Raw genomic sequence first — 26,750 nt, forward strand, 5'->3', positions numbered from 1 at the left:
GATCAGCTCTCGAATTTTTCAATCGACTCGCCCAGCAGACCGCGCGGGCGCAGCAGTAGGACAAGGAACATCAGCACGTACATCGACGCCTCAGAGGCGGCGGGAACGAAATGCACGGTCGCGCCGCGCACGACGCCCACCAGCAATGCCGCAGCGACAACGCCCCAGAAGCTGCCCAATCCACCAATGATGACGACGACAAAGGCGATAGTCAGGATTTCCGACCCCATCGCCGGGTGAACCGTGGTGATCGGCGCGAACATCGCGCCACCTAGCGCGGCCAAACCGACGCCCAGCATCACCACGGCGGTCATGTAGGGCTGCAGCCGGATGCCAAGCGCCGCGACCATGTCGGGGTTTTGAATACCGGCGCGAACGACGCGTCCGAAGGAGGTCTTGTTGAGCAGTATCCAGATCCCGGCCAGCACGACCGCGATGACAACCAGCATCAACAGGCGGTATTTCGAAAAGATCATGTCGCCGACAAAGATCGGGCCGCGGATCGCCTGCGGCAGTGAGGCGGGAAGCGGCGCCGCGCCCCAGATCATCCGGATCGCCTGTTCCATCACCAGAGCCAGGCCGAAGGTCACCAGCAGGCTGAGGATCGGGTCTTCACGATAGAACTGGCGCAGCACGAAACGTTCGAAGGCGATGCCGATGAACGCGACGATGATAGGCGAAATCACCACTGCGGCGCCAAAGCCCAGCGTGTCCACCATTTGTACGAAGAAATAGGCACCCAATGCGTAGAAAGCGCCGTGTGAAAGGTTCACGATACCGCCGACGCTGAAGATCAGCGACAGTCCAAGCGCAATAAGCAGGTAATAGCCGCCAAGAACGAGGCCGTTCACGACCTGTTCAAACAGAAATACGATTTCCATGTCGATATACCGTCAGATGAGTGTCGCGGCCGGACATTCCGGCCGCGCTTTATTGTTATTGCCTCACAGCGTGCATTCGCTGCCCGACGGGAAGATCGCTTCGAGCGGCTGACCTTCGCCAGGAACGGCAGGACCGAGGTCCAACATGTTTAGCACGTCGTCATAACTCCCGTCCGGCTTCATCGAGAAGGAGAACGCTTCCTGGATCAGCTGATGATCGTCGGCTCGGAAATAGCCCTTGCGGTGCTTCATCAGGTCGAATTCAGCCCCGGATTCGAGGTATTCGATCAGCGCCGGGGTTTCGGCAGTGCCGGTTTCGGCGATGGCCTGAGCGACGATCTTGACCGCGTTGTAGGAAATCCACGAATGGTTTTCCGGGGTCTGGCCGTCATAGGCCGCCCGGAACCGTTCGACATAGCCGCGGGTGGCGTCGGTATCGACGGTGTCCAGCCACGGGGTCGGCCAGGTGCCCGACAGGTTGCCGACACCTGCAGCCCATGCATCCGCAGTGTTCAGGTTGAACCCGATCATCGGGAAGGGTGCACCGAATTCGGCATATTGCTTGACGAAGTTGGTGACCTGATTCCCGGCCAGGTTCAGTGCAAGAACGTCCGGCTTGGCCTGACGGATCTTCAGGATAAACGAACTAAAGTCGGTCACATCGGTGGCGACCAGTTCATCCCCGATCAGCTCGGCATTGTTGGCGTCGAAGAAGTTCTTCGCGGCCTTCAGCAGGTCGTGACCGAACACGTAGTCGGCGGTCAGCGTGAAGAATTTCTTGCCGTCGACCATGCCCTGGTTCTTCATCGCGGTGCCGACCGCGTTGACCATAACCGTGTTCGGAATATCGGTGCAGAACATGTAGGGCGAACACCGTCCACCGCGCAGGACGTCCGAACGCGGCCCCACCGCCATAAACAGTTTCTCGTTGCGGGTGGCAACTTCGGAAATCGCCAGCGCAGTGGCAGAACTGATTTCACCCAGAATCAGATCCACGCCGTCGCGTTCCAGCATCCGTTGCGCCTTGGTGGCGCCGTTTTCGGGGTTGATCGAATCCTCGCTCATCATTTCGATCATGCGGCCGTTGACACCGCCAGCGGCATTGATTTCCGCCGCCGCAAGCTGTGCGCCCTTAGACGCGAAAACACCCAGTGTCCCCAGGAATCCGGTCATTGGCGTCAGGTTGCCGATGCGGATCGGGCCGGTCTGCGCACGCACGAGCGCGGGTGCCCCGATCATCGTCGCAGCTGCAGCCCCGGCGCTGAGTTTCAGTGCCGAACGGCGCGACATTCCGCCGTTCACGCCGGAAGTGTATTTATTTTTCTGGAATTTCATATCATCCTCCCTTGCCAGAGGCCTTCAAGCGGCCTCATGCACGCAGAAATTAACAAGCGGCTGAAATCTGGAAAAATACCGATTATTAAACGGGGCATAAGGTGGACTTATAGCACGCTCGGGCGCTATGGTTTCGCATGGATATCAGGCAACTACGCTACTACGTTCGCATCGTCGAAGAGGGAAGCTTATCAAAAGCGTCCCATATGCTTCATGTTGCCCAACCGGCGCTGAGCCAGCAATTGGCCAAGCTTGAAGAAGAGGTTGGAAAGCCACTTCTAGTACGGTCTTCCAAAGGGGTGACACCAAATGAGGCGGGCCAGGCCCTGTATCATCACGCTCGGTTGATTTTGCGTCAAATCGACCAAGCGATGACCATCGCTCGGTCAGAAGACGGCAATATCAACGGGGTTGTATCGATAGGGCTGCCCGCGACAACGGTAGCGGCAATCGGTCTGGAGCTTGTCCGGCGCGTGCGCGAGCGTTTTCCCAAGGTCTCGATCAACGTTGTCGAAGCCATGAGCGGCCATCTTGAACATCTCATTCGACAAAACCAGTTGGACCTTGCCGTACTTTTTTCACGCGACTTAGCGTCGGACCTGGCGATTGAACCGTTGCTGGTCGAAGAGCTGTTCCTGATCTTGGCCGATGACAGTGATCACCTGCCTGGGCGCAAGACGGTCACCATGGCCGAAGCGGCGGAACTGCCGCTGATCCTACCTACATCGACACATGGGTTGCGTCGCCGGATTGAGGTCGAATTCGAAGCCCGCGCGCTAAGCCCGAAAGTAGTAGCCGAGATCGATTCCCTGTCGTTGGTGATGCGCAGCGTCAACGACCATATCGGTGCGACGATTAAACCGATGGGGGCGATCCTGCAGGAAAACGACCGAGGCCACAAATTTCGCTGTCTGCGGTTCGAAGATGCAAAGCTGCGCCGGTCGAACTATCTGTATTCACTGCCACCGGAATCTCTGAGTTCAGCGGCGACCGTGGTCGCTGGTGAATTGCGCACCGTGGTGGATGAACTGGTCGCGGGCGCTGGCGTCGAAGGGTTCTTCCCCCGCCCCGGAGAAGCCGCCGCCGAGCAAACAGCCCCGGCGACGGAACCGGCCGAATAATCAGCCGTCGGTCACCGGCGTAGTGACCACGATGAAAGTCAGGTCGCCCAGACCGCTGTTCTGGATCGAATGCCAGGTGCCCGGCGCAATGAAGATCACGTCGTTCTTGCGTACAACACGGGTTTCATCGCCGATTTCCATCAATCCTTCGCCATCGAGGATGTGGTAAACTTGTTCCTGCACCTCGTGCACGTGGCGTTCGACGTAGGCCATCGGCTGATAGGTCGAAATCCGGTAGTCCATCAGCTGCGATCCGGTCGTTTCGGGTGCGACCAGCGCCTTGGATAGCGCCGAACCGAAATGGCCGGGATATTGCTGCCAGGGTTCTTCGGCGATGTTGCGGATGACGCTTTTGCGTTCGGTCATGACTTATTCTCCTTTTCTCAGGGGCACCACGGCTTGCCGTAAACGGGTTCCTTGGGCTGCAGCGGCGGCAGTTCCCAGCTGCCGGTCGCGGGCGGACGCACGTCAGCATCGACATGCACGTCGATCAGCGCGGGGCGCCTGTTGGCGATCGCAGTTTCCAAGGCCTGGCCGAAATCTTCGCTTCGGGTGACAGTGTAGCCATCAACTCCCGAAGCGCGCGCCCAGGCGGCGAAATCGGGGTTGTAGGGTTCCTTGTTTTTACCGTGGTAGAAGGCGGTGCCGTATTCGCGACCTTGGAAGTACCCGTATTGCAGGTCGCGGATCGCGCCCCAAGCGAAGTTGTTCCAGACGACCCAGACCACCGGCAGGTTATATTCCACAGCGGTGCACAACACATGCGGCACCATGGTGAAACCACCATCGCCGCAGACCGACACGCAGACCCGGTCAGGCGCGGCCAGCTGGGCCCCCATGATCGCGGAGGGGCCGAAGCCCATGCCTGAATAGCCCCAGGTGTTCAGCATCGATTGCGGCCGGCGCGCTTTCCAAAACTGCATGTACCAGTTGTGATGCACACCGGAATCGAGCGACAGGATCGCGTTTTCGGGCAGGACCTTCTGACAATCTGCGACCACGCGTTCGGGACGGATCGGCTTGGTGTGCATCTCGAAACCGGGGGCCACGAAGCGTTCCCATTCCGCACGCCAGCCTGCGATTTCGCCGAGCCATCCCTGACGGGACGCACCACTGGCGCCGCGCCGGTCCAGCTCCGCCAGCAATTGACGCAGGAACGCCTTGGCATCGGCCAGGATCGGCAGGTCCGGCGGATAGTTCCGGCCCAGTTCTCCGTGGTCGAGATCGACATGCACCAGCTTTGTCTGTGGGAAATTCCACGAATAGCCCGGCTTCCACGACGAGGCCGAGCGGTCATCGAACCGTGCGCCGATGGCCAGCACCAGGTCGGCATGACGCCCGGCCTGATTGGCCTGATACGCGCCGTTGCGACCGATGAAACCGAGGCTCAGCGGGTCTTCCATGTCGATGCAGCCCATGCCGTTGGGCGAGGAAATCACCGGCACGTTCATCTTATGCGCCAGCGCGGTCAGTTCTTCGCCCGCTTCCGACAGGGTCACGCCGTGGCCGATGAACAGCACAGGGCGTTCCGATGCGACCAGCCAATCGGCGACCTGTTGCACGTCATCCATGCTGGCGCCACTGCGGCGCTGACCAAAGGCGCTGCCGGTGGGTTCGTCGGCGACTTCCGCTTCTTCCTGGAAGAGGTTGTAGGGGATATCGAGGTTGACCGGACCGGGCCGCCCGGTGGTCATGGTCTGCGCCGCCTGGCGCATCGCCAGTGGCAGCATTTCCACCCGGGTCGGTTGGAAGCTGCGTTTCACCACCGGCTTGATCACGTTGTTAAAATCAGCGTGGTGATGCATGTACAGTTCCTGGAACGGACCGCGGTTGAACTGCTGCGTCGGCACGTTGGCGGTGATCGAATAGACCGCGGAACTGTCGGTCTGAGCCACCGCAAGCGCCATGATCTGGTTCGCAGATCCCGGTCCCGTCGATGTCAGCGTCGCCGCCGGTTTGTGCGACACGCGGAAGAACCCGTCGGCCATATGCACTGCGGTCTGTTCGTGGCGGGGCGACACCAGCTTGAGTTCATCGCGCCGTTCATTCATGCAATCAAGCAGGCCAACATTGCCATGCCCGCAAATGCCGAACACGTGGTCGATCCCTTCCTTGATAAGCGTATCGGTGATGATCTCACCGCCCTTTTTCATGGCCATTTTCTGCTACTCCCCTCATCAGGTCATGTTTCGGCCAGCGGCGTGTCGCGCCGCGATCCAGCCAAATGTCATCGCTTGGGCAAGCTGTCCGCCCGCACCAGGATATTCGCCGGCGAATGCCGACTGCATGTCGTTGCCGCAGACATAAAGCCCAGGCAAAACCTCTCCGTCTTCCTTCAGTACCCGCGCCTGCGTGTCTGCGGCTAGCCCCCGGCTGGTCCCCAGCGGGGTGGGTTCTAGACGCACCGCATAGTATGGCCCCTCTTCCAACGTCCCAAGGCAGGGATTGGGCCCATGCCCGGCATCGCCGCCCGCACGGTCATAGATCGTTTCACCGCGCCCGAAATCTTCGTCCCTGCCGGTGGCGGCGAAGGCGTTGAACCGCGCGACGGTCTGCACCAGCGCTTCGGCGGGCAGGCCGATCTTTCCGGCCAGCCCGGCCAGCGTCGCGGCTTCGGTCAAGTACCCGTTGCGGATATAGCGGCGCAGGCTGGGTGTACGCGGACGGATCAGCCCCAGCCCGTAACGCGCGATGAACCCCCGCGAGCAGATCATCCAGCACGGCACCGCCTGTTCCGCCTCGTACATGGCGCGGACGAATTGGTGATAGGACTCCGCTTCGTTGGTAAAGCGCCGCCCATTTTGATCGACGCACAGCGATCCGGGTTTGGCACGGTCCAGAACGATATGCGGATAAACAGCGGTAGACCCGTCGGCACGCCGCATGATCGAGCTGGGAAACCACTGCGCATTATCGCACCCTGAAGGTCCAAGCGTCGCGCCCGCATCGAGCCCCAACTCGATACTACGCCCGATGCAGCCCGGCGCGGCGGGGGTGTGTTCGGCTACGGGCGTGGGCAGTTCGCGGGCGCGCCAGTCCGGGCTGGCCGGATATCCGCCGCCTGCCAGCACGACGCCACGGGTGGCCATGATCCGCTGCCCGGTAGACAGTTCGACCCCTATAATTCGCCCATTCTCGGAAATCAGCCGACTAGTTTCGACCCCGGAAAACAGCCTGACCCCAGCATCCCGCGCCGCCTTCATCAGCCGCGCGACCAGGGCATTGCCCAGCACTAGCCGCGTCCCGCGTCGCCCCTTAAGGCGGTCCAGCAGGAAACGCATGGTCAGGCGCAGCCCCAGCAGTGCGGCCGAAAGCGACCGGTCGGCGCGCAGCAACTTCGCCGCCTCGGCCCGGGTCACCATCATGCCACCGAACACCATCAGTTCCGGCAATGGGGGTGCCAGCCGGGCGAAATCATCGCCCAGTTCGCGCCCGTCGAAGGGCGCGGGTTCCAGCGACCGCCATCCGGGTGCTGCGCCAGGCTTGTCCTGCCGGTAATCGGGGGCGGTGGGAAAGGGACGGAACCCGATCCCAGCGCGGTCTTCCAGGTCGGACTGCATCAAGGGCGCGGCGTCCAAAAACTTGCGCCAAATCTCTTCCGGCCCCTTCCCGTCGATCAACTCGGAGAGATAGCGTTCGGCATGGATCCGGTCGGCATCCGCATCCGCGATCATCCGGTTGCCCGGCACCCAAACCGTGCCCGAAGACCGCGCCGAAGTGCCGCCGAAAACCAGCATATGTTCCAGCACCACGCAGGACAGCCCTTCCAGCGCTCCGGTCAGCGCCGCAGTCAGACCGCCCGCACCACTACCAATAACCACTAGGTCGACAGTGTCGGGCAGCGGGTGCGAAGATGCCGGATATGCGGCATTGTTATTCAACATTCGCCCTCCGACGCCGCCGCGTGTTTCCACGATCCCGGTTGTCAGAGGTCACGAAGTAATCCGGCACGACATTTTCCGACCGACTGACGAAAGACACAACGGGAATACCGCGCGCCTTGGCTTCGTTCAGCGTGTCGTCCAACGCGCTCGAATATGCCCATGCCACCCGCCGAGCTCCGATGCGCGCGCCTTCAAAAGCGGGATTATTGCCGTTTTTGGTCAGGCAGGCGCTGGTTTTCTGCGTTCCCGATAAGGGCATGGCTGTACTCGTTTGAACCCGGTCCGATACCGAACGCATTCACCATAGATGAAGCCACCGAATGACCGCAAAAACGGAATTTCAATAACGCTATAAGAAAGCGTTATATCCACTCGTCTATCATTGAGCCTGCATCGGTGGTGTCGGACAAATTCGAACCCGTCTCTACTGGAATAGTGAAGCTGTCCCTTATGCTGTGTCGAGTTTACGCCTCTCGGCCAGTGCCGCGGTTCGGTTCAGCTTGAAATTATCGCGTGAGTAGAATTGGCGTTCCTGATTGAAGTGGTTGAAAACGGAAGAGTGGACGGCGGTGAATTTCTGCAAACTTCGCGTCGACGGAACCTTTGCATGGCTCGTTCTAGTCGTCGAAATGGAAATGGACCACTTAGATGGGCTGATTACCTAGCCCGGTGAAGATCTGTCGCAGCAACTACTTCTCCGAACGAGACCTAAAATATATAAGCCAATACTAAGGCTCATTGGGGATGATTTGAAGCTCGTGAGACCTTTTAGCCTACCGCCCGCAGGTATGTCAGTGCGGTGTTGGAAGGGTTCCCATTGATACCGCTCTCGAAAAATAGGAGTGACACGCTTTGAGCGGGTACACTCGCTGTGAAAGCCTGGTGGAAGCCAAATTTTCTCGGCGCCCGAGCTATATTTCTAAGGTTTTGAGAGAAATGGCGCGCTGGGGAGGATTCGAACCCCCGACCCCTTGATTCGTAGTCAAGTACTCTATCCAGCTGAGCTACCAGCGCGCGAGGCCCTCCATGTATCCGGGGGGTTCGGGGGTTGCAAGAGGGGATTTGAAGTTTTTTTGCTTTGCAGCGATTAAATTGCGTCCAGCCCTTTTGGCAGCGTGATCTGGAAGCGGGTTCCGGCCTCGTCGCTTTGCAAAAGATCCAAACGACCGCCGTGACCACGGACCAGTTCGGCGGCAATCGCCAGCCCCAGACCTGAACCACCTTTGCGAACACCGCCCTGAAACGGGGTGAACAGGTTCTCTCGAGCTTTGGGCGGCAGGCCGGGTCCGGTATCGGTGACGGTGATCATCCATGACGCGGCATCCTCGCCTGCACTGATCGTCACCGATCCTTCCTTGCCCGATGCCTCGATCGCCTGACGGGCATTGCGGGTCAGGTTCGACAGCACGCGGTGGATTTGCTCGACATCCGCGCGCAGGGTCAGACCATTTGGAACATCTGCCAGCAGTTGGACCTTGCCGTCGCGCACGGCCAGCCGCTCTCCGTCCAGCACGTCATCCACCAGTTCGCACAAGGCAACCTGGCTGAGGCGTGGCGCGGGTTCTTCGGCCTTACCGAAAGCCAGTGTGGATTCGCACAGGTTCACCGCGCGCCCGATCGAGTTCACCATCTTCGGGGCCACACGCGCCACCAGCGGGTCGTCGCTGCCTTCGATGCGGTCGGCGAACAACTGCGCCGAGGTCAGGATATTGCGCAGGTCATGGCTGATCTTGGCGACCGCGCCACCAACCTGTGCCAGTCGATCCTTCTGGCGCAGGGCCGAGGTCAGCTCGGTCTCCATCCCGTACAAGGCTTCTTCGGCTTCGCGTAACTCTTTAACGCGCGAGGTCGGCGTGATGATCCGGCGCGCATCTTCCGGCGCCGAGGCATAGTTTTGCATCGCGCCCACAACGCCACGGATCGGCCCCACCAGAAGCCGCTGCACCGCAAAGAACAACAAGCTGGCCGTGATACCAGAGATCACGGCGGACAGGACAAGAATGTTCAGCCCGTATTCGATCATGGCAGTCCGCAGCGGGCCGCTGTTCATCGTCACCTCGATCTGCTCACCGGCACCGCGCAAGGGCGTGCCGATCACACGGATGACCCATTCCTCTTTTGTCAGCAGGCATTCCATCGCATCCCGGATCAACGTAAAGGCCGACGCGTCGCGTAGGTCGTACACCGCCCTCACCTCTTTCGGCACGGGCGAGGACAGCACCAGCTGGCTCATCTCGTCGCGACGCAGGATGACGTTATAGACGCCGGCGTTCAGCAACAGCTCTGCCTCGACCGCTTCGTCAATCATGTCGGGCGAGGCCAGCACCGCAAGCGAGGCGATCTGGGCCCGTTCCAGACGCGCCATCAGGAAATCCTCGCGGAAGCGCGCGATGGACGGGACAAAGATGAACACCTCGGCCAGCATCACGAATGCGACCGTCAGCATCAGGAATCGACCTGACAGGGTGTTCAGCACGTTCTGCCCTCCAACTAAACTGCTCTTACGGCAGGGTTTTCTGCACGAAGCCTACAATACGCTTCACCAGACTGCTATCAAATAGCTTGGGCGAGAAATACGCCCCAGCGGCCCGCTTGTTCACTTCCATCAGGGTCGGATACGGCACGACGGTGTTCGATATCGCGCTCATCTTCAGACCGTTGGCAATCGCCATCGCCCACATCGAAATCAGCTCTCCGGCCTGCGCCCCCACGATAGAGGCCCCCACAGGGCGCCCCTTGACCACCATCACCTTGATCAGACCCTTGGTCTGACCCGTGGCAATCGCCCTGTCGTTGCCCGCATAGTCAAACCGGGCCACGGTCAGCCTGTCGCCATGCGCCTCGCGTGCCTGCGCCTCGGTCAGGCCGACCTGCGTGATTTCGGGGTCGGTATAGGTGACCCACGGAATATGATCGGTGCGCTGTTTCGACGGCATCCCCAGCAGGATCGAGCGGATCACAACCCCTGCATGATAGCCCGCCACATGGGTGAACTGCAGCCCACCCGCCACGTCGCCAATAGCATACACTTTCTTGTTCGAAGACCGCAGGTCCTGCCCCACCTTGATGCCCGTCCGGTCATGATCGACCCCGGCCGCATCAAGGTTCAGCTTGTTGATATTCACCTTGCGACCAACCGCCAACAACAGGTGGCTCCCCTGCGTGACAGATCCGTCCTTGGAATGAACCCTGATGTCGCCAGCTGTACCAGAGACACTGTCGACCATATGGTCCTCTAGAATCTCGACCCCTTCGGCGCGCAGGTTTTCCAGCGCGATAGCAGCCAGTTCCGGGTCGTCCTTGCCAAGGGCCTTCAGACCCTCCAGCACGGTGACCTTGCTGCCCAGACGTCGGTGCGCCTGTGCCATCTCCAGCCCAATGGGTCCGCCACCGATAACGATCAGATGGTCGGGACGCTCGCGCAGGTCAAAAATCGTTTCATTCGTCTCAAAAGGAACCACATCTAGACCGGGGATCGGCGGCACAAAGGGCGACGACCCGGTCGCAACCACGAAGCGGCGCGCCTGAATGATCGTGTCGCCTGCCTGCAATTCTGTCGGTGAGACAAAGCTGCCGTACTCCTGAATGACCTTCACACCCAGCCCCTCGAACCGCTCGACACTGTCGTGGGGTTCAATGGTGGCTATTGTGTGCGCCACGTGATCCTTAGCCACGGCATAATCCACCTGCGGGGTGACCGGCGTCACGCCAAAGGCGCGTCCGGTTTCCATCGCATGGGCCTTATGCGCCGCCGCCAGCAGCGCCTTCGAGGGCACACACCCATAGTTCAGACAGTCCCCGCCCATCTTGTGGCCTTCGACCAGCACCACGTCAGCGCCCATCTGCACGGCCCCGGCCGCCAAGGACAGCCCTCCAGAACCTCCACCAATAATACAGAGGTCCGTTTTAACCCGGTTCGTCATGGATCAGATTCCCTTCTTACCGGTCACAGACTTGATCAGCATCGGCAGCGCGGCAAGCGCACATAGACCAAGAATGGGCAAAAGGATGTGGGGCTCGAAGATAACCCCAAGATTCGGGGTCTCTCCTTGGGCAAAAACCTCGCCCAGCCCTGCCCCGACAGAAGTATAGACCACCGCCCCCGGGATAATGCCAACAAAGGTCGAGATTACATAGCGGCGCAACGGCACCTCTAGAAAGGCAGGCAGCAGGTTCGCCACGAAGAAAGGCACCACCGGCACCAACCGCATCAGGAACAGCATCGACCACTGGTTCTCGTCGATCCCATCCTTGATCGCTTTGATCTTCCCGTCAGAGCTTTCAAGCTTGGCCCCCAGATAGTCGCCCAGCCCCCAACGCGCGGCCAGAAAGATGCCCGTGGCCCCGACGGTGGCGCCAATCACGTTGAAAAGGGCCCCCGGGAAGGTCGCGAACAGAAAGCCGCCCGTCAGGGTCAGAATCGTCGCCCCGGGCAGCGAAAAGGCCACGGCCAACGCATAGATCAGGACAAAGGCCGCGACCGACAGCCCATAGTTGGCGTCCCGAAAGGCAATCAGCGCCTCGCGGTTAGCGGCCAGCGCCTGAAACGACAGATGATCCCGCAACGCGATGATTCCAATGACCGTCACCGCAGCAAACAGCGCCAGCGGCAATAGGTGCGTGCTTTTCTTCTGATCTTGGGTGGGCTGGTCCGTCATCATGTCGCTTTCATCTTCCCGCTTGGGCTCATTGCGCTTAAGATGCGGTGTTCGGGCGGTTTGCAACAGCCCCCTCACGCTGCGTTGATCTCGGGTGATCCGAAAGGTGCGTTTTTGGTCCGTATGTTACGAAAGCGCGGCCTGACCGAAACTTTTCCCCCGAAATTGTTGCAGAAACCGCCGCGGATCAATTGACAGGGCGGCGCGGACCCCCTAAAGGACGGGCTTCGAACATATCGGCCTTCGAATCCGTTCCGCGGGTTTGGGCCAGAAGACTGGAGCCAACGCGATGAAACGCACTTATCAACCGAGCAACCTGGTTCGCAAGCGCCGCCACGGCTTCCGTGCGCGCATGGCAACCAAAGCCGGCCGCAAAATCCTGAACGCACGCCGCGCACGTGGCCGCAAGTCGCTGAGCGCATAAGCGCCAGCTACAGGTTAGCGACATGACACCGCCGGAGGCGACCGCAGAAGGGAAGGTATCCCGGACCGCGGCACCGCGTCCGGCGGTTTCGCTTGTTCAAATGACAAAACGGTCGCAATTCCTTGCGGCCGCCAAGGCCCGCCGTCAGGCGACCAAAGGCTTCATCCTGCAAGCCCGCAAACGCCCCGAAGGCGACGCCCCGGACGAGATTCGCATCGGCTTTACCTGTTCCAAGAAGGTCGGCAACGCCGTGGCCCGCAACCGTGCCAAACGCCGCCTGCGTGAAATCGCCCGCGCCATCCTGCCCGAAATGGGCCGCCCGGGCTGGGACTATGTCCTGATCGGCCGCGCGACCGAAACCGCCCAGCGCCCGTTCGAAACCCTGCAGGGCGATCTGAAATACGCGCTGAAGAAGGTGCACGCATGACATTTCTTGCGCGCCTCTTCGCCCTGCCCGTCAAAGCCTATCGGATCGTGTTTTCCCCGTGGGTCGGCCACAACTGCCGCTATCAGCCCACCTGCTCTGCCTATGCGCTGGACGCCTTGGAAAAACATGGCGCGATCAAGGGCGGCTGGCTGACCCTACTCCGGATCGGCCGCTGCCACCCTTGGGGCGGCACAGGCTATGACCCAGTGCCCGGCTCTGACCCGGCCGACGAAAAAGACGGCGACCTCTGACGCAGATCAAAGTGCGGCACCGCCGGACCTGCAACACTTCCCCCATGTCTTTGCGAAACAAGAAACGAGAACTCCACGGAGTCGTCGGCGCCTTGGGTGTCGTGGTCGCCCTGTTCGGATTTGTCGGCGGAGTGATCAGCGTCCCGATCACCATTGCCCTGACGTTCAGCGTCTGGATTCTGGGTGCCGTACTGGTCGACCTTTACTGCGCGCCGCCCGACGACTGATCCGCAACCGCCCTCCCGGACGCCTTGACCAAGATCAACGTCAAACAGCCCGCCAAGCGCCATACTGCTCACAGTTTGTCAGACCGAATTAAGGGAGGATCGGAATGACTGTGATGATTGCATATGGCTCGATCGAGGGCCAAACCGGCAAAATTGCGCGTTATGTCGACAAGCTTGTCAAAGCCGCAGGGTTCGAAACCCAACTAATCGACACGGCCGACCCGATGGTTGCCGCGCCACTGGACAAGGCGAGCCACGTCATCCTTGCCGCCCCCGTGCACGAGCGTCGCCACCCCAAACCGTTCGAGGTGTTTGTCGAGGCGCAACGCAAGGACCTTGCCGCCCCCAAGACGCTGGTGCTGTCGGTCAGCCTGAAAGCCGCGTTTGAAGATGGGCAGGAAGAGGCGCAAGACTACCTGACCGAAATGCTGATGCGTACCGACTTCGAACCCGACGAAACCCTACTGGTCGCAGGGGCCGTCCGCCCCGAGGCCTATGGCTATTTCGAAACCGAAGTTGTCCGCCACGTCGTTCTGCGCGACCAACAGGTCGACCCCAGCGATGGCGTGCGGGAATTTACGGATTGGGACGCGCTGAAAGACAAGGTGACTGCCTTTTTGAAAGAGTAAACAGACGTACAAAAGGCAACAAAAGCCGCCTTTAAAATACCGGGCTTCCAACCCGCGCCTCCCACAGAACTGAAACCGGCCAAGCCTGCCCGATCAGGGCATCTGGCTCGGCCCAAAGGGAGGGCAAAGGTTATGAAACAGAAACCCCATTGGGTAACGCTGCCAAAGCGGATCGCAGCATTCTCTTTAGCAATGCTGCTTTCCGCCTGTATTTTTTCAGTCGAACCCGTTCTGGATGAAACCAACAGCGTGGCAGGAAAGGACTCGACTGAATTTCAAGCATTCCTAGAGGCCTGGCGCCTTGTATACAGCGAAGCAGACGGATCGTTGATGGAGGGCTTCGTGTTCGAGGCCAACGGAGACTTTGTGGAGGCCGAAGCCTTTCGTGTAACGCCACTTTCCGACACCAGCCTACTCGTCCAACAGCAACTTGAACCTCCTTTGGATAACCAACTTGCCCCTCAAAAAGGTGAATGCATAGCCGACCACTGTTTCATCTATTACACGGTTAAACTGACCGAGCCTTGGTGGCCAAGTTATTGTATTGGTGACTCGGATGAAGAGTTCACGGAACCGCTCGTTGCAATCGCAGCACAACACGGTGTCACCTTGACCATAATAAACGACGGTGAGAAAACGAGCCGCGACTACGGGATTTCAGGGCCAAAGGAAAACCTTCTGCCTTACCTACTGGCTCAGTTCGCAGACGGCCCGATGATCTGCACCGACGACCACGGCAAAACCCCGCTGCACGAAGCTTATCTCTTCGACGATGTTCCGGGGCGGATTACAGAGTTGGTCGAATTGGGTGCTGCCCCAAACGCACGAATGGGTGGCGAAGGGTGCGAGGGTAGCACACCTCTCCACGAGATCGTCGATTCAGGGATAAGCTTCGAAACCATTTCAGAGCTTGTCTCGGTAGGTGCAGACCTGAACGCAACAATGTGCGATGGCCAGTCCCCCCTCCATCTTGCCGCTGCGTCTGGACTAAGCCCCTACATAATTGAAGCATTTTTGGATTTAGGAGCGGACGGGGGTCTAAAAACGAAAGACGGAAAAACACCGTTCGAACTTATGCCCCCGCCCAGCGCAGACGACCCAGCTTCAAGTAGCACTGAATACAAGAAAGCCTACAAGCGGCTTGAACAGGCTCAGAACGACTAACACTCAAAGACAGGAATGGTCTGGAACCAGACCAGTGCTCACATGCAGGAGTTTATGAGGCGAGAAGCGAGTTCTAGCATTCTTGATAAGTAAGCAACTGCATTGATGGGACGGGCCGCCTGCGTAGCTCACAAAGCCTCCACCGGCCCTGCTACGCGAACTAAAACCGGTCAAAATCGGACCATTCTGGCATTTTGGTCAACCTTAAGGGAAGGCAACCGACATGAAACAGAAACCCTATTGGATCACGCTGCCAAAGCGGATCGCCGCATTCTCTTTAGCAATGCTGCTTTCCGCCTGCATTTATTCGGTCGATCCCGTTCTGGATGAAACCAACAGCACGGCGGGAAAGGATTCAGCAGAATATAAAGCCTTCCTAGACGCATGGTACCTTGTCTATAGCGAAGCAGACGGGACCCTGTCGTCCGAGGGGACATTTTTCGTGGACGACGATGGAACTTTCGTAGATTTCAAGTACATACGCGTAACGGCACTTGGCGAAAACAACTTACTGGTTCAGCAACGGGAACAGCGACAAAGCGATTGCGTGGAAGACCACTGTTTCCTCTACTATTCGGTGCAATTACCAGAGCCTTGGTGGCCGAGTTATTGCCTTGCCAAACATGACGAAGAATTCCAAGAAGCGATGATCTCATTCGCCTCGAGCCACGGGGTTACCTTAGTCGTGTTAGAAGGAGGCAATCTGTACGGGATCTCCGGACCGAAGGAAAACTTTCTACCTTACCTTAAGGCACAATTTTCTCGCGGTCCGATGTTCTGCAATAACGAGCAAGGCAGGACTCCATTGCACGAAGCCGAAATCTTCGAAGATGTCCCGGGGCGAATTACCAAGTTGGTCGAAATGGGTGCTGATCCAAACGCACGAATGGTCTACGAAGGATGCGAAGGTGTCACGCCACTACACGTGTTAGCCTCTTCTAGTTTAGACTCCGAAACGATCGAAGAACTTGTCTCAACGGGTGCAGACGTCAACGCGACAATGTGTGATGGCTGGACCCCGCTCCATCTTGCTGCTTCGAGCCCGGACCCGCAGATAATCGAAACATTTTTAGACTTAGGGGCAGATGGAAGCCTCAGAACGAAAGATGGAAAAACACCGTTCGAACTTATGCCCCCGCCGAGCGCAGACGACCCATTTCCAAATAGCCCTGAATACGAGAAAGCCTACACGAAAGCCTACAAGCGGCTTGAACAGGCTCAGAAAAAATAGCCGCCAACGGGGGTTGCGCAGTATATGCAAATGCGGCGATCACAGCCTTCAAATAGCATTTCAATATGCATACCCATCTTAATATGAAGGTTTAAATCATCCTGAAGCCCGCTGATGACCCGGATGTCCTATCCAGGGCGACAGGCACCCGGATATCAAAGGACAACGCGGCTTCAGGATGACACATGCCCAAAAAGCAGGGGGCCTTTGGGCATGCTGGGCTTTACGGCAACAGGACCTTGTCGATGACGTGGATCACGCCGTTGGTCGCAATGATATCGGCCGCCGTGACGTTGGCGTCATTGACGCGCACGGCTGCGCCGTACTTTCCGCCGGTGCCATCAACGCGGACGGTGTCGCCCTGTACGGTCGCCACATCCAGACGCTGCCCCACAACCTGATCCGAGGTCACGTTGCCCGGCACCACATGGTACGTCAGGATTGAAACCAGCTGATCTTTGTTTTCGGGCAAGAGCAGGCTGTCAACAGTGCCAGCGGGCAGCGCCGCGAAGGCCGCATTGGTGGGTGCGAAGACGGTGAACGGGCCATCGCCCTTCAGCGTGTCGACCAGCCCAGCCGCCGACACGGCCGCAACAAGGGTCGAGAAATCAGGGTTAGAGGCCGCGATATCGACGATATCATCGCCATCTTCCATCTGGGCACAGGCGCTCACGGTTGCGGCCAGACCAAGGGCCATTACGGATTTCAAAACAGTCCGACGTTTCATGATAACTCCCATTTAAAATTTGGTTTGAACCAGCTCGTTCCCCGCGCTGGTTTGAAAGAGTTACGAAACGGTTGGGCTGCCGGATCACTCTGAGGTCGGTCAAAAGGTCATATGCAACTCATATGCAGGTCATATGTAGCTCATATCCTTGGTTTCGGACGTTGAGGCGAACAGAGCTTAACGCGCCGCACGGCCCTTGCCTGAAAGGCGCAACGGGGGTAAAGCCCGCCCATGCTCGATGAAAACGACGATATCCATCCGCTCTTTGCAGGCGCGCCCTCGACCACGCAGTTCAAGAAACTGCGCAAACGGATCGTGCGCTATACCCGCGAAGCGATCGAGCAATACGGCATGATTGAACGCGATGCCCGCTGGCTGGTTTGCCTGTCGGGCGGCAAAGACAGCTATACCCTGCTGGCAGTGTTGTACGAACTGAAATGGCGCGGGCTTCTGCCGGTCGACCTGCTGGCGTGCAACCTTGATCAGGGCCAGCCGAATTTCCCGGCGACGGTTCTGCCGAAGTTCCTTGAAGAGATGGGCGTTCCGCACCGGATCGAATATCAGGACACCTATTCCATCGTCAAAGACAAGGTGCCCCAAGGGCGCACCTATTGCGCGCTGTGTTCGCGCCTAAGACGTGGAAATCTTTACAGAATTGCACGTGAAGAAGGCTGTTCCGCCGTGGTGCTGGGTCACCATCGCGACGACATTCTGGAAACCTTCTTCATGAACCTCTTCCACGGCGGGCGGCTGGCGACGATGCCGCCGAAACTGGTCAACGAAGAGGGCGACCTGTTCGTCTATCGCCCCCTCGCCCATGTCGCGGAAGAGGATTGCGAAAAGTTCGCCAAGTCGATGAATTACCCGATCATTCCCTGCGATCTTTGTGGCTCGCAGGACGGGTTGCAGCGCCAGCAGGTGAAGCAGATTCTGGACGGGTGGGAAAAGAACTCTCCGGGCCGTCGTCAGGTGATGTTCCGCGCGCTGATGAATGCGCGCCCCTCGCACCTTCTGGACCCGAAACTCTTCGACTTCGCGGGGCTAGAACGGAAAGAGAACACAATTTTAGATAAAAAGCCGGATATTCCCCTGATCCGTTAACCCTCTGACCAGAATCAGCCGCTACCGTCCAAAGCGTTACCTGCTTAAAGGACGATTACATGCCCCGGCCTTTGCCATCAGATGCGACCCCGTTTTTAAAGTTTTTTTCCGTCGTTTTCGGCCTGCCTCAGGCCCTTGCCCTGATCCCCATCGTTGTTCTCTCTGCCTATTGGCTTGGGGGGGAAGGTGCGCTGATCGCCACAACACTCTTGGTGCCGTTGGTGATCGGGATGGGCCAGTTTCTGGCGAATGGTGCCCGACGATATCGGCGCCACAGTATTGATGGCATCACGGGCCTGCCCCTTAGGACCTCTGCCATAGACGCTTTGGATGACGCGCTCTCGGGCGAGGAAAATGTCGGAAAAACAACGTCTTGCATTGCTCTAACCCTTGAAGGGCTCAGCGATTTGTCTGGGCGCCATGGCTCTCCCGCGGCGGACAAGGCTATCAAGCTTGTCGGGGAAAGACTGTCGGCCGCGCTGCGGGATAATGACACGCTTGTCCGCTTGGGCGGTGCGGGGTTTGCCGTTGCACTGGCCCCTCTTCACCGGGCGGATCTCGAATCCCTTCTGCAAATCTGCGCGCGCCTTCAGGACACAGTGAGAGAGCCCATTCCTGTTGACGCAAGCGCCGCCTACCTCAGTTGCTCGGTAGGGTTCTGCCTGCCTCACCGCAGTCCTGCGCAAACCGGGGACGCCATGTTGGCCGCCGCCGAAACCGCCATGCGAGAAGCTCAGGCCAACGGCCCCGGCGCAATCCGCGCCTTTTCCAGCGAAATGCAAACCGCTGTTCGGAAACGCCACAATTTGGAAGACGAGGTCGCGCGGGCCCTAGAGCAAGGGGAGATTCGACCATGGTTTCAGCCGCAAATTTCGACTGATACTGGAAAGATCACGGGACTTGAGGCCTTGGCCCGTTGGCCGCATATCGACTACGGTATGATCCCTCCCAGTGATTTTCTGCCAGCCATCGAACAAGCTGGACTCTCAACGCGTTTGACCGAAGAAATTTTGCGCAAATCCTTCTGGGCACTACGTGGCTGGGACGATGCGGGCCTGTCGGTTCCCACTGTGGGCGTCAATTTTTCCAGCGAGGAGCTGAACAACCCTAAACTTCTCGACCACATCAAATGGGAGCTGGATCGGTTTGATCTGGCCCCGGAACGGTTAACGATCGAAGTTCTTGAAACAGTGGTCTCCGACAACAATTCTGACATGATCAGCCGCAATATTTCGGCTCTTTCGGACCTTGGCTGCAAGATTGATCTGGATGACTTCGGAACCGGCCATGCCTCTATCGCCTCGATTCGCCGCTTTGCCATCAATCGACTTAAAATCGACCGTTCTTTCGTTTCAAGGCTGGATCAGGACCGTGAGCAACAGAACATGATTGCGGCCATTTTGACCATGTCAGAACGACTTGGGCTGGAGACTTTGGCAGAAGGTGTCGAAACCCATGGAGAGCACACTATGCTGGCGCAATTGGGCTGTGCTCACGTTCAGGGATTTGGGATCGCACGCCCCATGCCCTTTGACGAAGCCACGAAATGGATTCGCGAACATGAAGCAAATCTTGAACAAACAGCCTGCATCGGGCGTCAGGCGGTCTGATCTGGCGTAAAACAGGCGAAAACCGCTTGACCTCTTAGCGCTGAGTCTGTTGAACCACCGTGACCTTCTTTCATGGACCGGTGGCAAGCGCGATGAACAACGAAGACAACAAGAACCTAATCCTCGCGACGGTTCTAAGTGGCCTGGTGATCTTGGTTTGGATGGTGTTCTTTCCACCACAAGAGCAGGTCGTTGATCCCAATGCAACAGAGGCGTCCGGTGAGAGCTTGTTGCCCCCCGTCGCAACTGAGGCACCCGTCACGCCTTTGGCAACCGCAACCCCAACGGCCCCTTCTACGCCATCTGAAGGCCCTGCGCCTCGAGTGAAAATCGACACCCCGCGTCTTGGCGGATCGATCTCTTTGCAAGGCGGCCGGATCGATGACCTCGTTCTGCGCGGCTACAAGGAAGACCTTAGCGACGACAGCCCGAACGTTACACTGCTGCGCCCCGAAGGCCAGGTCGGCGCATATTACTCGGTCTTCGGATGGGTCCCCGGTGGCGATCTGGGCTTTGAGGACGTTCCCGGTCCTAACACGGTTTGGCAACAGGTCGGCGAAGGCAGCCTGAGCCCGGAAACACCTGTTGTGCTGGCATGGAGCAACACCAAAGGCCAGACATTTAATCGCACCTACAGCGTCGACGAGGACTTCCTGTTCACTGTCGAGCAGACCGTCGAAAACACTTCAGGCGCTGATATCCGTCTTGCGCCCTATTCCGAAATCGTCCGGGTTGGCGAGCCGACTGACCTGAAGGGCTTCTTCGTCATTCAAGAAGGCCCCATTCGCCAGACAGGCGAAGAGATGAATGAATTCAGTTACGACGACCTGACCGATCTGGACAGCGATCCCCTGTGGGGCGCGTCTACAGAGGTGGTCGAGGTTCAGCAAAACGGTTGGATCGGCTTCACAGATCACTATTGGATGACAACGCTGATCCCTGCGAAAGATCAGCCGTTCTCGTCCGTCCTGCGGTATGAAGCCGGCGGCGACCGCTATAAGACCATTGCACGTCTTGGCACGGTTTCCGTTGCTTCGGGTTCTCAGCAATCTGTTTCGACCCAACTTTTCGCCGGTGCGAAGGAATGGGAAACCATTCGCAACTATGAAAAAGAGGACGGCATCTACAGGTTCGTCGACAGCATTGACTGGGGCTGGTTCTTCTTCCTGACCAAGCCGATCTTCTCTGTTCTGCACAAACTGAACGAACTGATCGGCAACATGGGCTGGTCGATCATTGCTCTGACCCTTCTGATCAAGGGCATCCTGTTCCCACTGGCTTATAAGTCCTACGTCTCGATGGCGAAGATGAAAGAGCTTCAGCCGCAGATGGAGAAGCTGAAGGAAAAAGCGGGCGACGACCGTCAAAAACTGCAGCAGTCCATGATGGAGTTGTACAAGAAGGAAAAGGTAAACCCGGCCTCGGGCTGCCTGCCGATCCTCTTGCAGATCCCGATCTTCTTCTCGCTCTACAAGGTGATCTTTGTCACCATCGAGCTTCGCCACGCGCCTTGGATTGGTTGGATCAAAGACCTTTCCGCGCCTGACCCCAGCTCGATCCTGAACCTGTTCGGCCTGCTGCCGTGGTCGACACCGGAACCCAGCTCGATCTTCTTTATCGTTTCGCTAGGCATCCTTCCGATCCTGCTTGGTATCTCGATGTGGCTTCAGCAAAAGCTGAACCCGGCGCCCACCGACCCGACGCAAAAAATGATCTTCGCCTGGATGCCATGGGTATTCATGTTCATGCTGGGCAGCTTTGCCTCGGGTCTGGTCGTGTACTGGATCGCGAACAACGTGATCACCTTCACGCAGCAGTATCTGATCATGCGCAGCCAAGGGTATAAACCCGACGTGCTTGGCAACATTTTCTCGGGCTTCAAGCGCGGTTCCAAGGACAAGGGATGACAACTCTGGCCCAAATCTGGCGCCACCCCGTCAAAGGGGTGGGGGCAGAGCGGCTGGAAAAGGTCACATTGGCCGAGAACCGGCCGCTTCCGTTTGACCGGGCATGGGCGATCCTTACGGGTGAAGCTGAAGACACGGGTGCATGGCAGCGCTGTGTGAACTTTGCGCGGGGCTGTTATGGTCCTGAACTTATGGCTGTGACCTCTGCAACGGACCAAGATCGCCTGACATTTTCGCACCCTAAGCTGCCCGATCTCTCTATTGCTCCTGCGACCGAAGGCGACAAGCTGGTGGAATGGATCACCCCGATCTACCCGCCAGAGCGCCCTGCCCCGCACACGCTGGTCAACGCCCCGGCCGAAGGCATGGCAGATGCAAGCTTCGCTTCGGTGTCGATCTTGGGCATGGCATCTTTGGACGCGCTAGGTGAGAGGCTGCAGGCCCAAATGGATCCGCGCCGTTTCCGCGGCAACCTTTGGCTTGCGGGTCTTGCTCCCTTCGCGGAGCTGGACATGGTCGGTGAGACTGTCCGCATCGGAACTGCCGAACTTGAAATTCGCGAACGGATCGAGCGGTGCCGCGCGACAGAGGCTAACCCCGATACCGGCATCCGTGACGCCAACACGCTCCAAGCCTTGCGCCAGGGCTGGGGACACGTGGACTTTGGCGTGAAAGCCGTTGTAACTAAGGGCGGCACAATCCAAAAAGGCGATAAGGTCGAGGTCCTGTCATGATGCTACCCTTCCCCCTAGCTGAAGAACCCGATGAGGCCACGCGCGAGAAAGGTCGCAAGCTTTTCGCGGGCGATACCGACTTCCTCAAAGGGGTTGTCGCGATGTCAGGCCTACCACCGGCTGATCGGTTGGAGGTCTGCTTTGCCGGACGCTCAAACGTTGGTAAATCCAGCCTGATTAACGCGCTGACCGGCCGCAAAGGCCTTGCCCGTGCGTCGAACACGCCCGGCCGCACCCAAGAGATCAACTATTTCACCTGCGGACCCGAGCTGTTTCTCGTCGACTTGCCCGGCTATGGCTTTGCCGAAGCCCCTGTCGCCGTGGTCGAAAAATGGCAGCGCCTGTTGAAGTCCTATCTGCAAGGCCGCCAAACCCTGCGCCGTGCCTTCGTGCTGATCGACCACCGTCACGGTGTAAAAAAGGTCGACGAAGAGATTATGACCCTTCTCGATCAAGCCGCTGTGACCTTTCAGGTAGTCCTGACAAAGGAAGACAAGGTCAAACCCAAGGACCGAGAAAAGATTTTGCAGCAGGTGCGTAAGGCCCTGTCGACCCACCCCGCGGCCTATCCGGAACTGATCGTCACCTCCTCTGATAAGGGTGATGGCATCCCGACCCTGCGCGCCACGATCGCCACGCTGGAATAACCAGCGTCGCTGGCAATTGATCCCTTCCCCAAAGGGGAAGGTCAGGATGGGGGTCATGGTATCTCTTGCCGCGACAGCGGCACCGGTTTACCAAGGGCGTCCAGAGGACGTTAGAATGAAGAAGCAAGCCATGAACCGCGATTGGATCGCCACCGCCCGGACCCTGTCCGAGGCGCTTCCTTACCTACAACGCTATGACGGCGCCGTCGTCGTCATCAAGCTAGGCGGACACGCCATGGGAAGCGACGAGGCGATGGAAAGCTTTGCCCGCGATATCGTCCTGATGCAGCAGGTCGGCTTGAACCCGGTGATCGTCCATGGCGGCGGCCCGATGATCAATGAGATGCTTGATCAGCTCAATATCAAATCCGAGTTTGTGAACGGCAAACGCGTGACCGACGAGGCCACCGTCCGCGTCGTTGAAATGGTGCTTTCAGGTACCGTGAACAAGCGGATCGTTCAGGCGATCAACGATCAGGGCGGCAAGGCTGTAGGTCTGTCCGGTAAGGACGCCAAGCTGATCACCTGCACTCAGACAAACCCTGATCTTGGCTTTGTGGGAACGCCCGACGAGGTCAACCCTGCCGTCCTGCGCCAGTTGTTTGAAGCCGAGATGATCCCCGTTGTGGCCCCTCTTGGTGCTGGCCGCAACGGAGAGACCTTCAATATCAACGGCGACACCGCTGCAGGTGCTGTAGCAGCCGCGCTGAAAGCTGATCGCCTGCTTCTGCTGACCGATGTAGCCGGCGTCAAGAATGCAGATGGTGAGGTAATTACCGAACTGACCGTTGATCATATTGAGCAGCTGACCGAAGAGGGCGTGATCGCGGGCGGCATGATCCCGAAGACCGAAACCGCGGTTCAGGCGATCAAGGGCGGTGTCCGCGCTGCTGTGATCCTTGATGGTCGTGCGCCTAACGCCTGCCTGCTGGAGCTCTTTACCGCGCATGGTGCGGGCAGCATCATCCGCGCGAACTAACGACCCAAGCGGCACTCAACTTCGCACTGCGATCCTGCTTCAAAATGCTTCTACCCGGTTTGGCATCGCTTTTCTTGCCGAACAACTAAGGGCTGTGGCAGGGTATTCCCATTGTTACCCAATTGGATTCCCGCGCTATGGCCCTGACGCTAATTCTGACCCGACATGCCAAGTCCAGCTGGTCGGATTTGGGCTTAAGCGACCATGATCGCCCCTTAAACAAACGGGGCCGGAAATCGGCAGAGGCGCTAGGTGCTTGGCTAAAGGAGCAGGGATACCTTCCAACAGAGGTTATCAGCTCGTCCGCCCGTCGCACGATTGAGACTTGGGAAGGCATGTCGACGTCATTGCCTGACGGGGTGCTGATCCGACGTGAACCGCGCCTGTATCACGCCAATGCCCATACGATGCTGGACTGCCTTCAGGGCGCAGCGTCAGAGGTCGTATTGATGCTGGGCCACAATCCGGGCATCGCGGAATTTGCCGAGAAGATCGTCGTAGATCGCCCTGATCATGACCGCTTCTGGGACTACCCCACCGGGGCCACTCTGATCGCACAATTTGACGGTGATGACTGGTCGCAGATCCGCTTTGGTCAAGCCAAAGCAATCGATTTCACCGTCCCGCGCGAATTGATCCCTGCCCAATAAAAAACCCCGGCGCTTTGGCCGGGGTTCTTCGTGATTTCAGTGGTCTTAGTGACCAAGGATCTGGCTTAGGAACAGCTTGGTCCGTTCGGACTTCGGATTGTTGAAGAACTCTTCCGGTTCGTTCTGTTCCACAATCTGGCCTTGGTCCATGAAGATCACGCGGTTCGCAACCTGACGGGCAAAGCCCATCTCGTGGGTCACGCAGAGCATGGTCATGCCCTCTTCCGCGAGCTCGATCATGGTGTCCAGCACCTCTTTGATCATCTCTGGGTCAAGCGCCGAGGTCGGTTCGTCAAACAACATGATCCGCGGCTTCATGCACAGCGAGCGTGCAATCGCCACACGCTGCTGCTGACCGCCCGAAAGTTGGCCGGGGTACTTGTTGGCCTGATCGGGGATCTTCACCTTCTCAAGGAAGTGCATCGCTGTTTCGATGGCTTCTTTCTTCGGGGTCTTACGAACCCAGATCGGCGCCAGCGTGCAGTTTTCCAGAATGGTAAGATGCGGGAACAGGTTGAAGTGCTGGAAGCACATGCCAACCTCGGACCGGATCTTGTCGATGTTCTTCAAGTCGTTGGTCAGCTCGATCCCGTCCACGATGATATCGCCCGCCTGGTGTTCTTCCAGTCGGTTGATACAGCGGATCATGGTCGATTTACCCGAACCCGACGGGCCCGCGATAACAATCCGCTCGCCTTTGTTGACGGTCAGGTTGATGTCGCGCAGCACGTGGAAGGTCCCGTACCACTTGTTCATATCGTTGATTTGAATGGCGACCTCATCCGAGACTTCCATCTTGGAACGGTCGATTTTGCGTTCAATGGCTAGGTCAGACATCATAGCCTCCTTTAACGGTGCCCGGTTTGAAGCTGACGCTCCAACCACAGGGAATAGCGGGACATAGAGAAACAGAAGATCCAGAAGACGAGAGCGATAAATCCATACAGCTCCCATACGATGCCGTTCCAGTCAGAGTTGGAGCGGATCGCGCCAGAAATCCCAAGCGGGTCGTTCAGGGCCACAATCGACACCAGTGTGGTGTCTTTGAAGACCGAGATAAAGTTCGACACGATGCCAGGGATAGAGATCTTCAGCGCTTGCGGCAGAATGATCAGACGTTGCGCCTGCCAGTAGGTCAGACCAAGCGCATCAGCGGCTTCGTACTGGCCTTTGGGCAGCGCTGCCAGACCACCACGGATAACTTCCGCGATATAGGCAGCGGTAAACAGCGTCACCAGGATCATAACCGCAACAACCGGATCAAGATCGATATGCGACGGCAGGAAGTACTTCATCAGTACAGTCGCCACAAAGATCAGGGTAATCAGCGGAACACCCCGGATGATCTCGATGAAACCGGTCGACAGCTTGTTCACGATGAACAGGTCCGATTGACGGCCAAGCGCAAGCATGATCGCGATCGGCAGCGAGGCAACAATGGCCACAATCCCGATGGTGATCGACAGGACGAAGCCTGAAACCTCACGCGAGGGTACCGGCTGCAGCTCCAGCGCCGCGACGCTTGCCAGACCGTTCGAAAGCGGTCCCATCACAACCATAATAAGGACGGCTGTGACAACAATGGCCACTGGCAAGGCAAATGCAGTGATCATCACCTGCGATGCGAAGCGGAACGCCACGATGCCACCGATGATGCACATTGCAAGGGTCAGCGGGCCCCAGATCGAGCCGCCCCAGATCAGCCACGGATACAGGAACAGCGTGGCAGCAGTCGCGACATACATGATGCGCGGCACATTGGGGTAAAGGATCGGAGACAAGGCAACAAGGATCAGCGCCAAGCCCAGAAGCGGACGCCAATACAGACCCTCGTTCAGGTTCCCGAAGGAATAACCGAACATGATCTGGTCCCAACGATCAGCGATAACAGCCCAACAGGCATAGGTGCGACCGTCCGCGTACATTTCTGCAAACTGCGCACGGCAGTCAGCCAACGACTCGGCGTCCCAAATCCCCAGGAACACCCAAGGCAGGATGGCAGACAGCAGCATCAACAGCAGTGCACCGGTCACAACGGTCAGGGCAGAGTTGCCTACAGACGAGAACAGGTTCTCACGCAGCCACCCAACGACACCGACGGACGTAGCCGGCGGTGCCTTTTGCGGCAGCATTTCGGTGCGGACATAAGACAGATCAGACATA

27 protein-coding genes, 1 tRNA gene and 1 pseudogene are annotated in these 26,750 nt (G+C 58.3%); 15 read left to right on the forward strand and 14 right to left on the reverse strand.

All coding sequences use genetic code 11. The features are described from left to right. Positions 1-2: 2 nt before the first annotated feature. Both CLM58_RS16570 and CLM58_RS16575 read right to left on the reverse strand, forming a co-directional pair. The gene (locus CLM58_RS16570) at positions 3-881 is read right to left on the reverse strand and encodes a branched-chain amino acid ABC transporter permease (RefSeq protein ID WP_095596962.1); all 879 of its coding nucleotides are present in this window, start codon (positions 879-881) and stop codon (positions 3-5) included. A 63-nt stretch (positions 882-944) separates the two neighbouring features. Then, on the reverse strand, positions 945-2,216 hold the full coding sequence (locus tag CLM58_RS16575) for an ABC transporter substrate-binding protein (RefSeq protein ID WP_198950970.1): 1,272 nt from the start codon (positions 2,214-2,216) through the stop codon (positions 945-947). Between the two features lie 137 nt (positions 2,217-2,353). On the opposite strand from CLM58_RS16575, the gene CLM58_RS16580 reads away from it, so the two are divergent. Further along, on the forward strand, positions 2,354-3,337 hold the full coding sequence (locus CLM58_RS16580) for a LysR substrate-binding domain-containing protein (protein ID WP_095596963.1): 984 nt from the start codon (positions 2,354-2,356) through the stop codon (positions 3,335-3,337). Here CLM58_RS16580 and CLM58_RS16585 read toward each other — a convergent pair whose 3' ends face one another. From CLM58_RS16585 to CLM58_RS16625, 9 genes and pseudogenes are all read right to left on the reverse strand, one after another. After that, entirely contained in the window at positions 3,338-3,703 is a 366-nt protein-coding gene (locus CLM58_RS16585) for a cupin domain-containing protein (protein ID WP_095596964.1), read from the reverse strand. It abuts the gene before it with no gap. A 17-nt stretch (positions 3,704-3,720) separates the two neighbouring features. Further along, a complete protein-coding gene (locus CLM58_RS16590; RefSeq protein ID WP_095596965.1) occupies positions 3,721-5,496 on the reverse strand; it encodes a thiamine pyrophosphate-binding protein in 1,776 nt (591 codons plus the stop codon). Between the two features lie 18 nt (positions 5,497-5,514). Continuing rightward, the gene (locus CLM58_RS16595) at positions 5,515-7,221 is read right to left on the reverse strand and encodes an FAD-dependent oxidoreductase (protein ID WP_095596966.1); all 1,707 of its coding nucleotides are present in this window, start codon (positions 7,219-7,221) and stop codon (positions 5,515-5,517) included. Further along, positions 7,211-7,480, reverse strand: coding sequence for a hypothetical protein (locus CLM58_RS16600; protein ID WP_095596967.1), 270 nt, complete (start codon positions 7,478-7,480; stop codon positions 7,211-7,213). Before CLM58_RS16600 ends, CLM58_RS16595 begins: the two co-directional genes overlap by 11 nt. Positions 7,481-7,669: 189 nt before the next feature. Then, a pseudogene (locus CLM58_RS17380) lies at positions 7,670-7,854 on the reverse strand (IS6 family transposase); the annotation flags it as partial. 304 nt (positions 7,855-8,158) lie between these two features. Continuing rightward, positions 8,159-8,235: transfer RNA gene (locus tag CLM58_RS16610), tRNA-Arg, on the reverse strand. A gap of 73 nt (positions 8,236-8,308) precedes the next feature. After that, the gene (locus CLM58_RS16615; RefSeq protein WP_095597169.1) at positions 8,309-9,694 is read right to left on the reverse strand and encodes a sensor histidine kinase; all 1,386 of its coding nucleotides are present in this window, start codon (positions 9,692-9,694) and stop codon (positions 8,309-8,311) included. A gap of 28 nt (positions 9,695-9,722) precedes the next feature. Next, a complete protein-coding gene (locus CLM58_RS16620) occupies positions 9,723-11,144 on the reverse strand; it encodes a dihydrolipoyl dehydrogenase family protein (RefSeq protein WP_095596968.1) in 1,422 nt (473 codons plus the stop codon). A 3-nt stretch (positions 11,145-11,147) separates the two neighbouring features. Continuing rightward, positions 11,148-11,879 carry a TVP38/TMEM64 family protein gene (locus tag CLM58_RS16625; protein WP_095597170.1) on the reverse strand — a complete coding sequence of 244 codons (732 nt, stop codon included), beginning with the start codon at positions 11,877-11,879 and terminating at the stop codon, positions 11,148-11,150. A gap of 289 nt (positions 11,880-12,168) precedes the next feature. Between CLM58_RS16625 and rpmH the strand changes: the two genes are divergently transcribed. From rpmH to CLM58_RS16660, 7 genes are all read left to right on the forward strand, one after another. Further along, positions 12,169-12,303 carry a 50S ribosomal protein L34 gene (gene rpmH, locus CLM58_RS16630; RefSeq protein ID WP_005980833.1) on the forward strand — a complete coding sequence of 45 codons (135 nt, stop codon included), beginning with the start codon at positions 12,169-12,171 and terminating at the stop codon, positions 12,301-12,303. 22 nt (positions 12,304-12,325) lie between these two features. Beyond that, on the forward strand, positions 12,326-12,730 hold the full coding sequence (gene rnpA, locus CLM58_RS16635) for a ribonuclease P protein component (RefSeq protein WP_095596969.1): 405 nt from the start codon (positions 12,326-12,328) through the stop codon (positions 12,728-12,730). Then, on the forward strand, positions 12,727-12,981 hold the full coding sequence (yidD, locus tag CLM58_RS16640; protein ID WP_095596970.1) for a membrane protein insertion efficiency factor YidD: 255 nt from the start codon (positions 12,727-12,729) through the stop codon (positions 12,979-12,981). The genes rnpA and yidD overlap by 4 nt, the downstream gene beginning before the upstream one ends. A gap of 44 nt (positions 12,982-13,025) precedes the next feature. Then, positions 13,026-13,208: a hypothetical protein gene (locus CLM58_RS16645; protein WP_095596971.1), complete on the forward strand. Its 183-nt coding sequence runs from the start codon at positions 13,026-13,028 to the stop codon at positions 13,206-13,208. A 104-nt stretch (positions 13,209-13,312) separates the two neighbouring features. Beyond that, the gene (locus CLM58_RS16650) at positions 13,313-13,837 is read left to right on the forward strand and encodes a flavodoxin domain-containing protein (RefSeq protein ID WP_095596972.1); all 525 of its coding nucleotides are present in this window, start codon (positions 13,313-13,315) and stop codon (positions 13,835-13,837) included. A gap of 132 nt (positions 13,838-13,969) precedes the next feature. Continuing rightward, positions 13,970-15,001 (forward strand): ankyrin repeat domain-containing protein, encoded by a 1,032-nt coding sequence (locus CLM58_RS16655; RefSeq protein WP_143226597.1) that lies wholly within the window; start codon positions 13,970-13,972, stop codon positions 14,999-15,001. Positions 15,002-15,224: 223 nt separating this feature from the next. Beyond that, the gene (locus CLM58_RS16660; protein ID WP_095596974.1) at positions 15,225-16,232 is read left to right on the forward strand and encodes an ankyrin repeat domain-containing protein; all 1,008 of its coding nucleotides are present in this window, start codon (positions 15,225-15,227) and stop codon (positions 16,230-16,232) included. Positions 16,233-16,455: 223 nt separating this feature from the next. On the opposite strand, the gene CLM58_RS16665 is transcribed toward CLM58_RS16660, so the two are convergent. Next, positions 16,456-16,959: a fasciclin domain-containing protein gene (locus CLM58_RS16665; protein ID WP_095596975.1), complete on the reverse strand. Its 504-nt coding sequence runs from the start codon at positions 16,957-16,959 to the stop codon at positions 16,456-16,458. A gap of 231 nt (positions 16,960-17,190) precedes the next feature. On the opposite strand from CLM58_RS16665, the gene ttcA reads away from it, so the two are divergent. The 7 genes from ttcA (at position 17,191) to CLM58_RS16700 (ending at position 24,587) form a co-directional block, all read left to right on the forward strand. After that, positions 17,191-18,060 (forward strand): tRNA 2-thiocytidine(32) synthetase TtcA, encoded by an 870-nt coding sequence (gene ttcA, locus CLM58_RS16670; RefSeq protein WP_095596976.1) that lies wholly within the window; start codon positions 17,191-17,193, stop codon positions 18,058-18,060. A gap of 59 nt (positions 18,061-18,119) precedes the next feature. Further along, the gene (locus tag CLM58_RS16675; protein WP_095596977.1) at positions 18,120-19,670 is read left to right on the forward strand and encodes a putative bifunctional diguanylate cyclase/phosphodiesterase; all 1,551 of its coding nucleotides are present in this window, start codon (positions 18,120-18,122) and stop codon (positions 19,668-19,670) included. Between the two features lie 92 nt (positions 19,671-19,762). Beyond that, positions 19,763-21,577, forward strand: a complete 1,815-nt coding sequence (gene yidC, locus CLM58_RS16680) for a membrane protein insertase YidC (protein ID WP_095596978.1) — start codon at positions 19,763-19,765, stop codon at positions 21,575-21,577. Next, positions 21,574-22,311 (forward strand): MOSC domain-containing protein, encoded by a 738-nt coding sequence (locus tag CLM58_RS16685; RefSeq protein ID WP_095596979.1) that lies wholly within the window; start codon positions 21,574-21,576, stop codon positions 22,309-22,311. The genes yidC and CLM58_RS16685 overlap by 4 nt, the downstream gene beginning before the upstream one ends. After that, complete coding sequence (gene yihA / locus CLM58_RS16690; RefSeq protein WP_095596980.1) at positions 22,308-22,958, forward strand: ribosome biogenesis GTP-binding protein YihA/YsxC; 651 nt, start codon at positions 22,308-22,310, stop codon at positions 22,956-22,958. Before CLM58_RS16685 ends, yihA begins: the two co-directional genes overlap by 4 nt. A 115-nt stretch (positions 22,959-23,073) precedes the next feature. Next, on the forward strand, positions 23,074-23,937 hold the full coding sequence (gene argB, locus CLM58_RS16695) for an acetylglutamate kinase (protein ID WP_095596981.1): 864 nt from the start codon (positions 23,074-23,076) through the stop codon (positions 23,935-23,937). 137 nt (positions 23,938-24,074) lie between these two features. Continuing rightward, positions 24,075-24,587 carry a SixA phosphatase family protein gene (locus tag CLM58_RS16700; RefSeq protein ID WP_095596982.1) on the forward strand — a complete coding sequence of 171 codons (513 nt, stop codon included), beginning with the start codon at positions 24,075-24,077 and terminating at the stop codon, positions 24,585-24,587. Between the two features lie 45 nt (positions 24,588-24,632). Here the strand turns inward: CLM58_RS16700 and CLM58_RS16705 are convergent, their stop codons facing one another. Beyond that, entirely contained in the window at positions 24,633-25,424 is a 792-nt protein-coding gene (locus tag CLM58_RS16705) for an amino acid ABC transporter ATP-binding protein (RefSeq protein ID WP_095597171.1), read from the reverse strand. An 11-nt stretch (positions 25,425-25,435) separates the two neighbouring features. Further along, positions 25,436-26,749, reverse strand: a complete 1,314-nt coding sequence (locus CLM58_RS16710) for an amino acid ABC transporter permease (RefSeq protein WP_095596983.1) — start codon at positions 26,747-26,749, stop codon at positions 25,436-25,438. Position 26,750 lies beyond the last annotated feature (1 nt).

It is taken from the genome of Actibacterium pelagium (assembly GCF_002285415.1).
In the GTDB taxonomy this organism is placed as follows: Bacteria; Pseudomonadota; Alphaproteobacteria; order Rhodobacterales; family Rhodobacteraceae; genus Actibacterium_B; species Actibacterium_B pelagium.

Excerpts from the sequence above, each read along its gene's own strand:
- CLM58_RS16570 (WP_095596962.1), bottom strand. The coding sequence starts at position 881 with ATGGAAATCGTATTTCTGTTTGAACAGGTCGTGAACGGCCTCGTTCTT.
- CLM58_RS16575 (WP_198950970.1), bottom strand. The coding sequence starts at position 2,216 with ATGAAATTCCAGAAAAATAAATACACTTCCGGCGTGAACGGCGGAATG.
- CLM58_RS16580 (WP_095596963.1), top strand. The coding sequence starts at position 2,354 with ATGGATATCAGGCAACTACGCTACTACGTTCGCATCGTCGAAGAGGGA.
- CLM58_RS16585 (WP_095596964.1), bottom strand. The coding sequence starts at position 3,703 with ATGACCGAACGCAAAAGCGTCATCCGCAACATCGCCGAAGAACCCTGG.
- CLM58_RS16590 (WP_095596965.1), bottom strand. The coding sequence starts at position 5,496 with ATGGCCATGAAAAAGGGCGGTGAGATCATCACCGATACGCTTATCAAG.
- CLM58_RS16595 (WP_095596966.1), bottom strand. The coding sequence starts at position 7,221 with ATGTTGAATAACAATGCCGCATATCCGGCATCTTCGCACCCGCTGCCC.
- CLM58_RS16600 (WP_095596967.1), bottom strand. The coding sequence starts at position 7,480 with ATGCCCTTATCGGGAACGCAGAAAACCAGCGCCTGCCTGACCAAAAAC.
- CLM58_RS16620 (WP_095596968.1), bottom strand. The coding sequence starts at position 11,144 with ATGACGAACCGGGTTAAAACGGACCTCTGTATTATTGGTGGAGGTTCT.
- CLM58_RS16625 (WP_095597170.1), bottom strand. The coding sequence starts at position 11,879 with ATGACGGACCAGCCCACCCAAGATCAGAAGAAAAGCACGCACCTATTG.
- rpmH (WP_005980833.1), top strand. The coding sequence starts at position 12,169 with ATGAAACGCACTTATCAACCGAGCAACCTGGTTCGCAAGCGCCGCCAC.
- rnpA (WP_095596969.1), top strand. The coding sequence starts at position 12,326 with ATGACACCGCCGGAGGCGACCGCAGAAGGGAAGGTATCCCGGACCGCG.
- yidD (WP_095596970.1), top strand. The coding sequence starts at position 12,727 with ATGACATTTCTTGCGCGCCTCTTCGCCCTGCCCGTCAAAGCCTATCGG.
- CLM58_RS16645 (WP_095596971.1), top strand. The coding sequence starts at position 13,026 with ATGTCTTTGCGAAACAAGAAACGAGAACTCCACGGAGTCGTCGGCGCC.
- CLM58_RS16650 (WP_095596972.1), top strand. The coding sequence starts at position 13,313 with ATGACTGTGATGATTGCATATGGCTCGATCGAGGGCCAAACCGGCAAA.
- CLM58_RS16655 (WP_143226597.1), top strand. The coding sequence starts at position 13,970 with ATGAAACAGAAACCCCATTGGGTAACGCTGCCAAAGCGGATCGCAGCA.
- CLM58_RS16660 (WP_095596974.1), top strand. The coding sequence starts at position 15,225 with ATGAAACAGAAACCCTATTGGATCACGCTGCCAAAGCGGATCGCCGCA.
- CLM58_RS16665 (WP_095596975.1), bottom strand. The coding sequence starts at position 16,959 with ATGAAACGTCGGACTGTTTTGAAATCCGTAATGGCCCTTGGTCTGGCC.
- ttcA (WP_095596976.1), top strand. The coding sequence starts at position 17,191 with ATGCTCGATGAAAACGACGATATCCATCCGCTCTTTGCAGGCGCGCCC.
- CLM58_RS16675 (WP_095596977.1), top strand. The coding sequence starts at position 18,120 with ATGCCCCGGCCTTTGCCATCAGATGCGACCCCGTTTTTAAAGTTTTTT.
- yidC (WP_095596978.1), top strand. The coding sequence starts at position 19,763 with ATGAACAACGAAGACAACAAGAACCTAATCCTCGCGACGGTTCTAAGT.
- CLM58_RS16685 (WP_095596979.1), top strand. The coding sequence starts at position 21,574 with ATGACAACTCTGGCCCAAATCTGGCGCCACCCCGTCAAAGGGGTGGGG.
- yihA (WP_095596980.1), top strand. The coding sequence starts at position 22,308 with ATGATGCTACCCTTCCCCCTAGCTGAAGAACCCGATGAGGCCACGCGC.
- argB (WP_095596981.1), top strand. The coding sequence starts at position 23,074 with ATGAAGAAGCAAGCCATGAACCGCGATTGGATCGCCACCGCCCGGACC.
- CLM58_RS16700 (WP_095596982.1), top strand. The coding sequence starts at position 24,075 with ATGGCCCTGACGCTAATTCTGACCCGACATGCCAAGTCCAGCTGGTCG.
- CLM58_RS16705 (WP_095597171.1), bottom strand. The coding sequence starts at position 25,424 with ATGTCTGACCTAGCCATTGAACGCAAAATCGACCGTTCCAAGATGGAA.
- CLM58_RS16710 (WP_095596983.1), bottom strand. The coding sequence starts at position 26,749 with ATGTCTGATCTGTCTTATGTCCGCACCGAAATGCTGCCGCAAAAGGCA.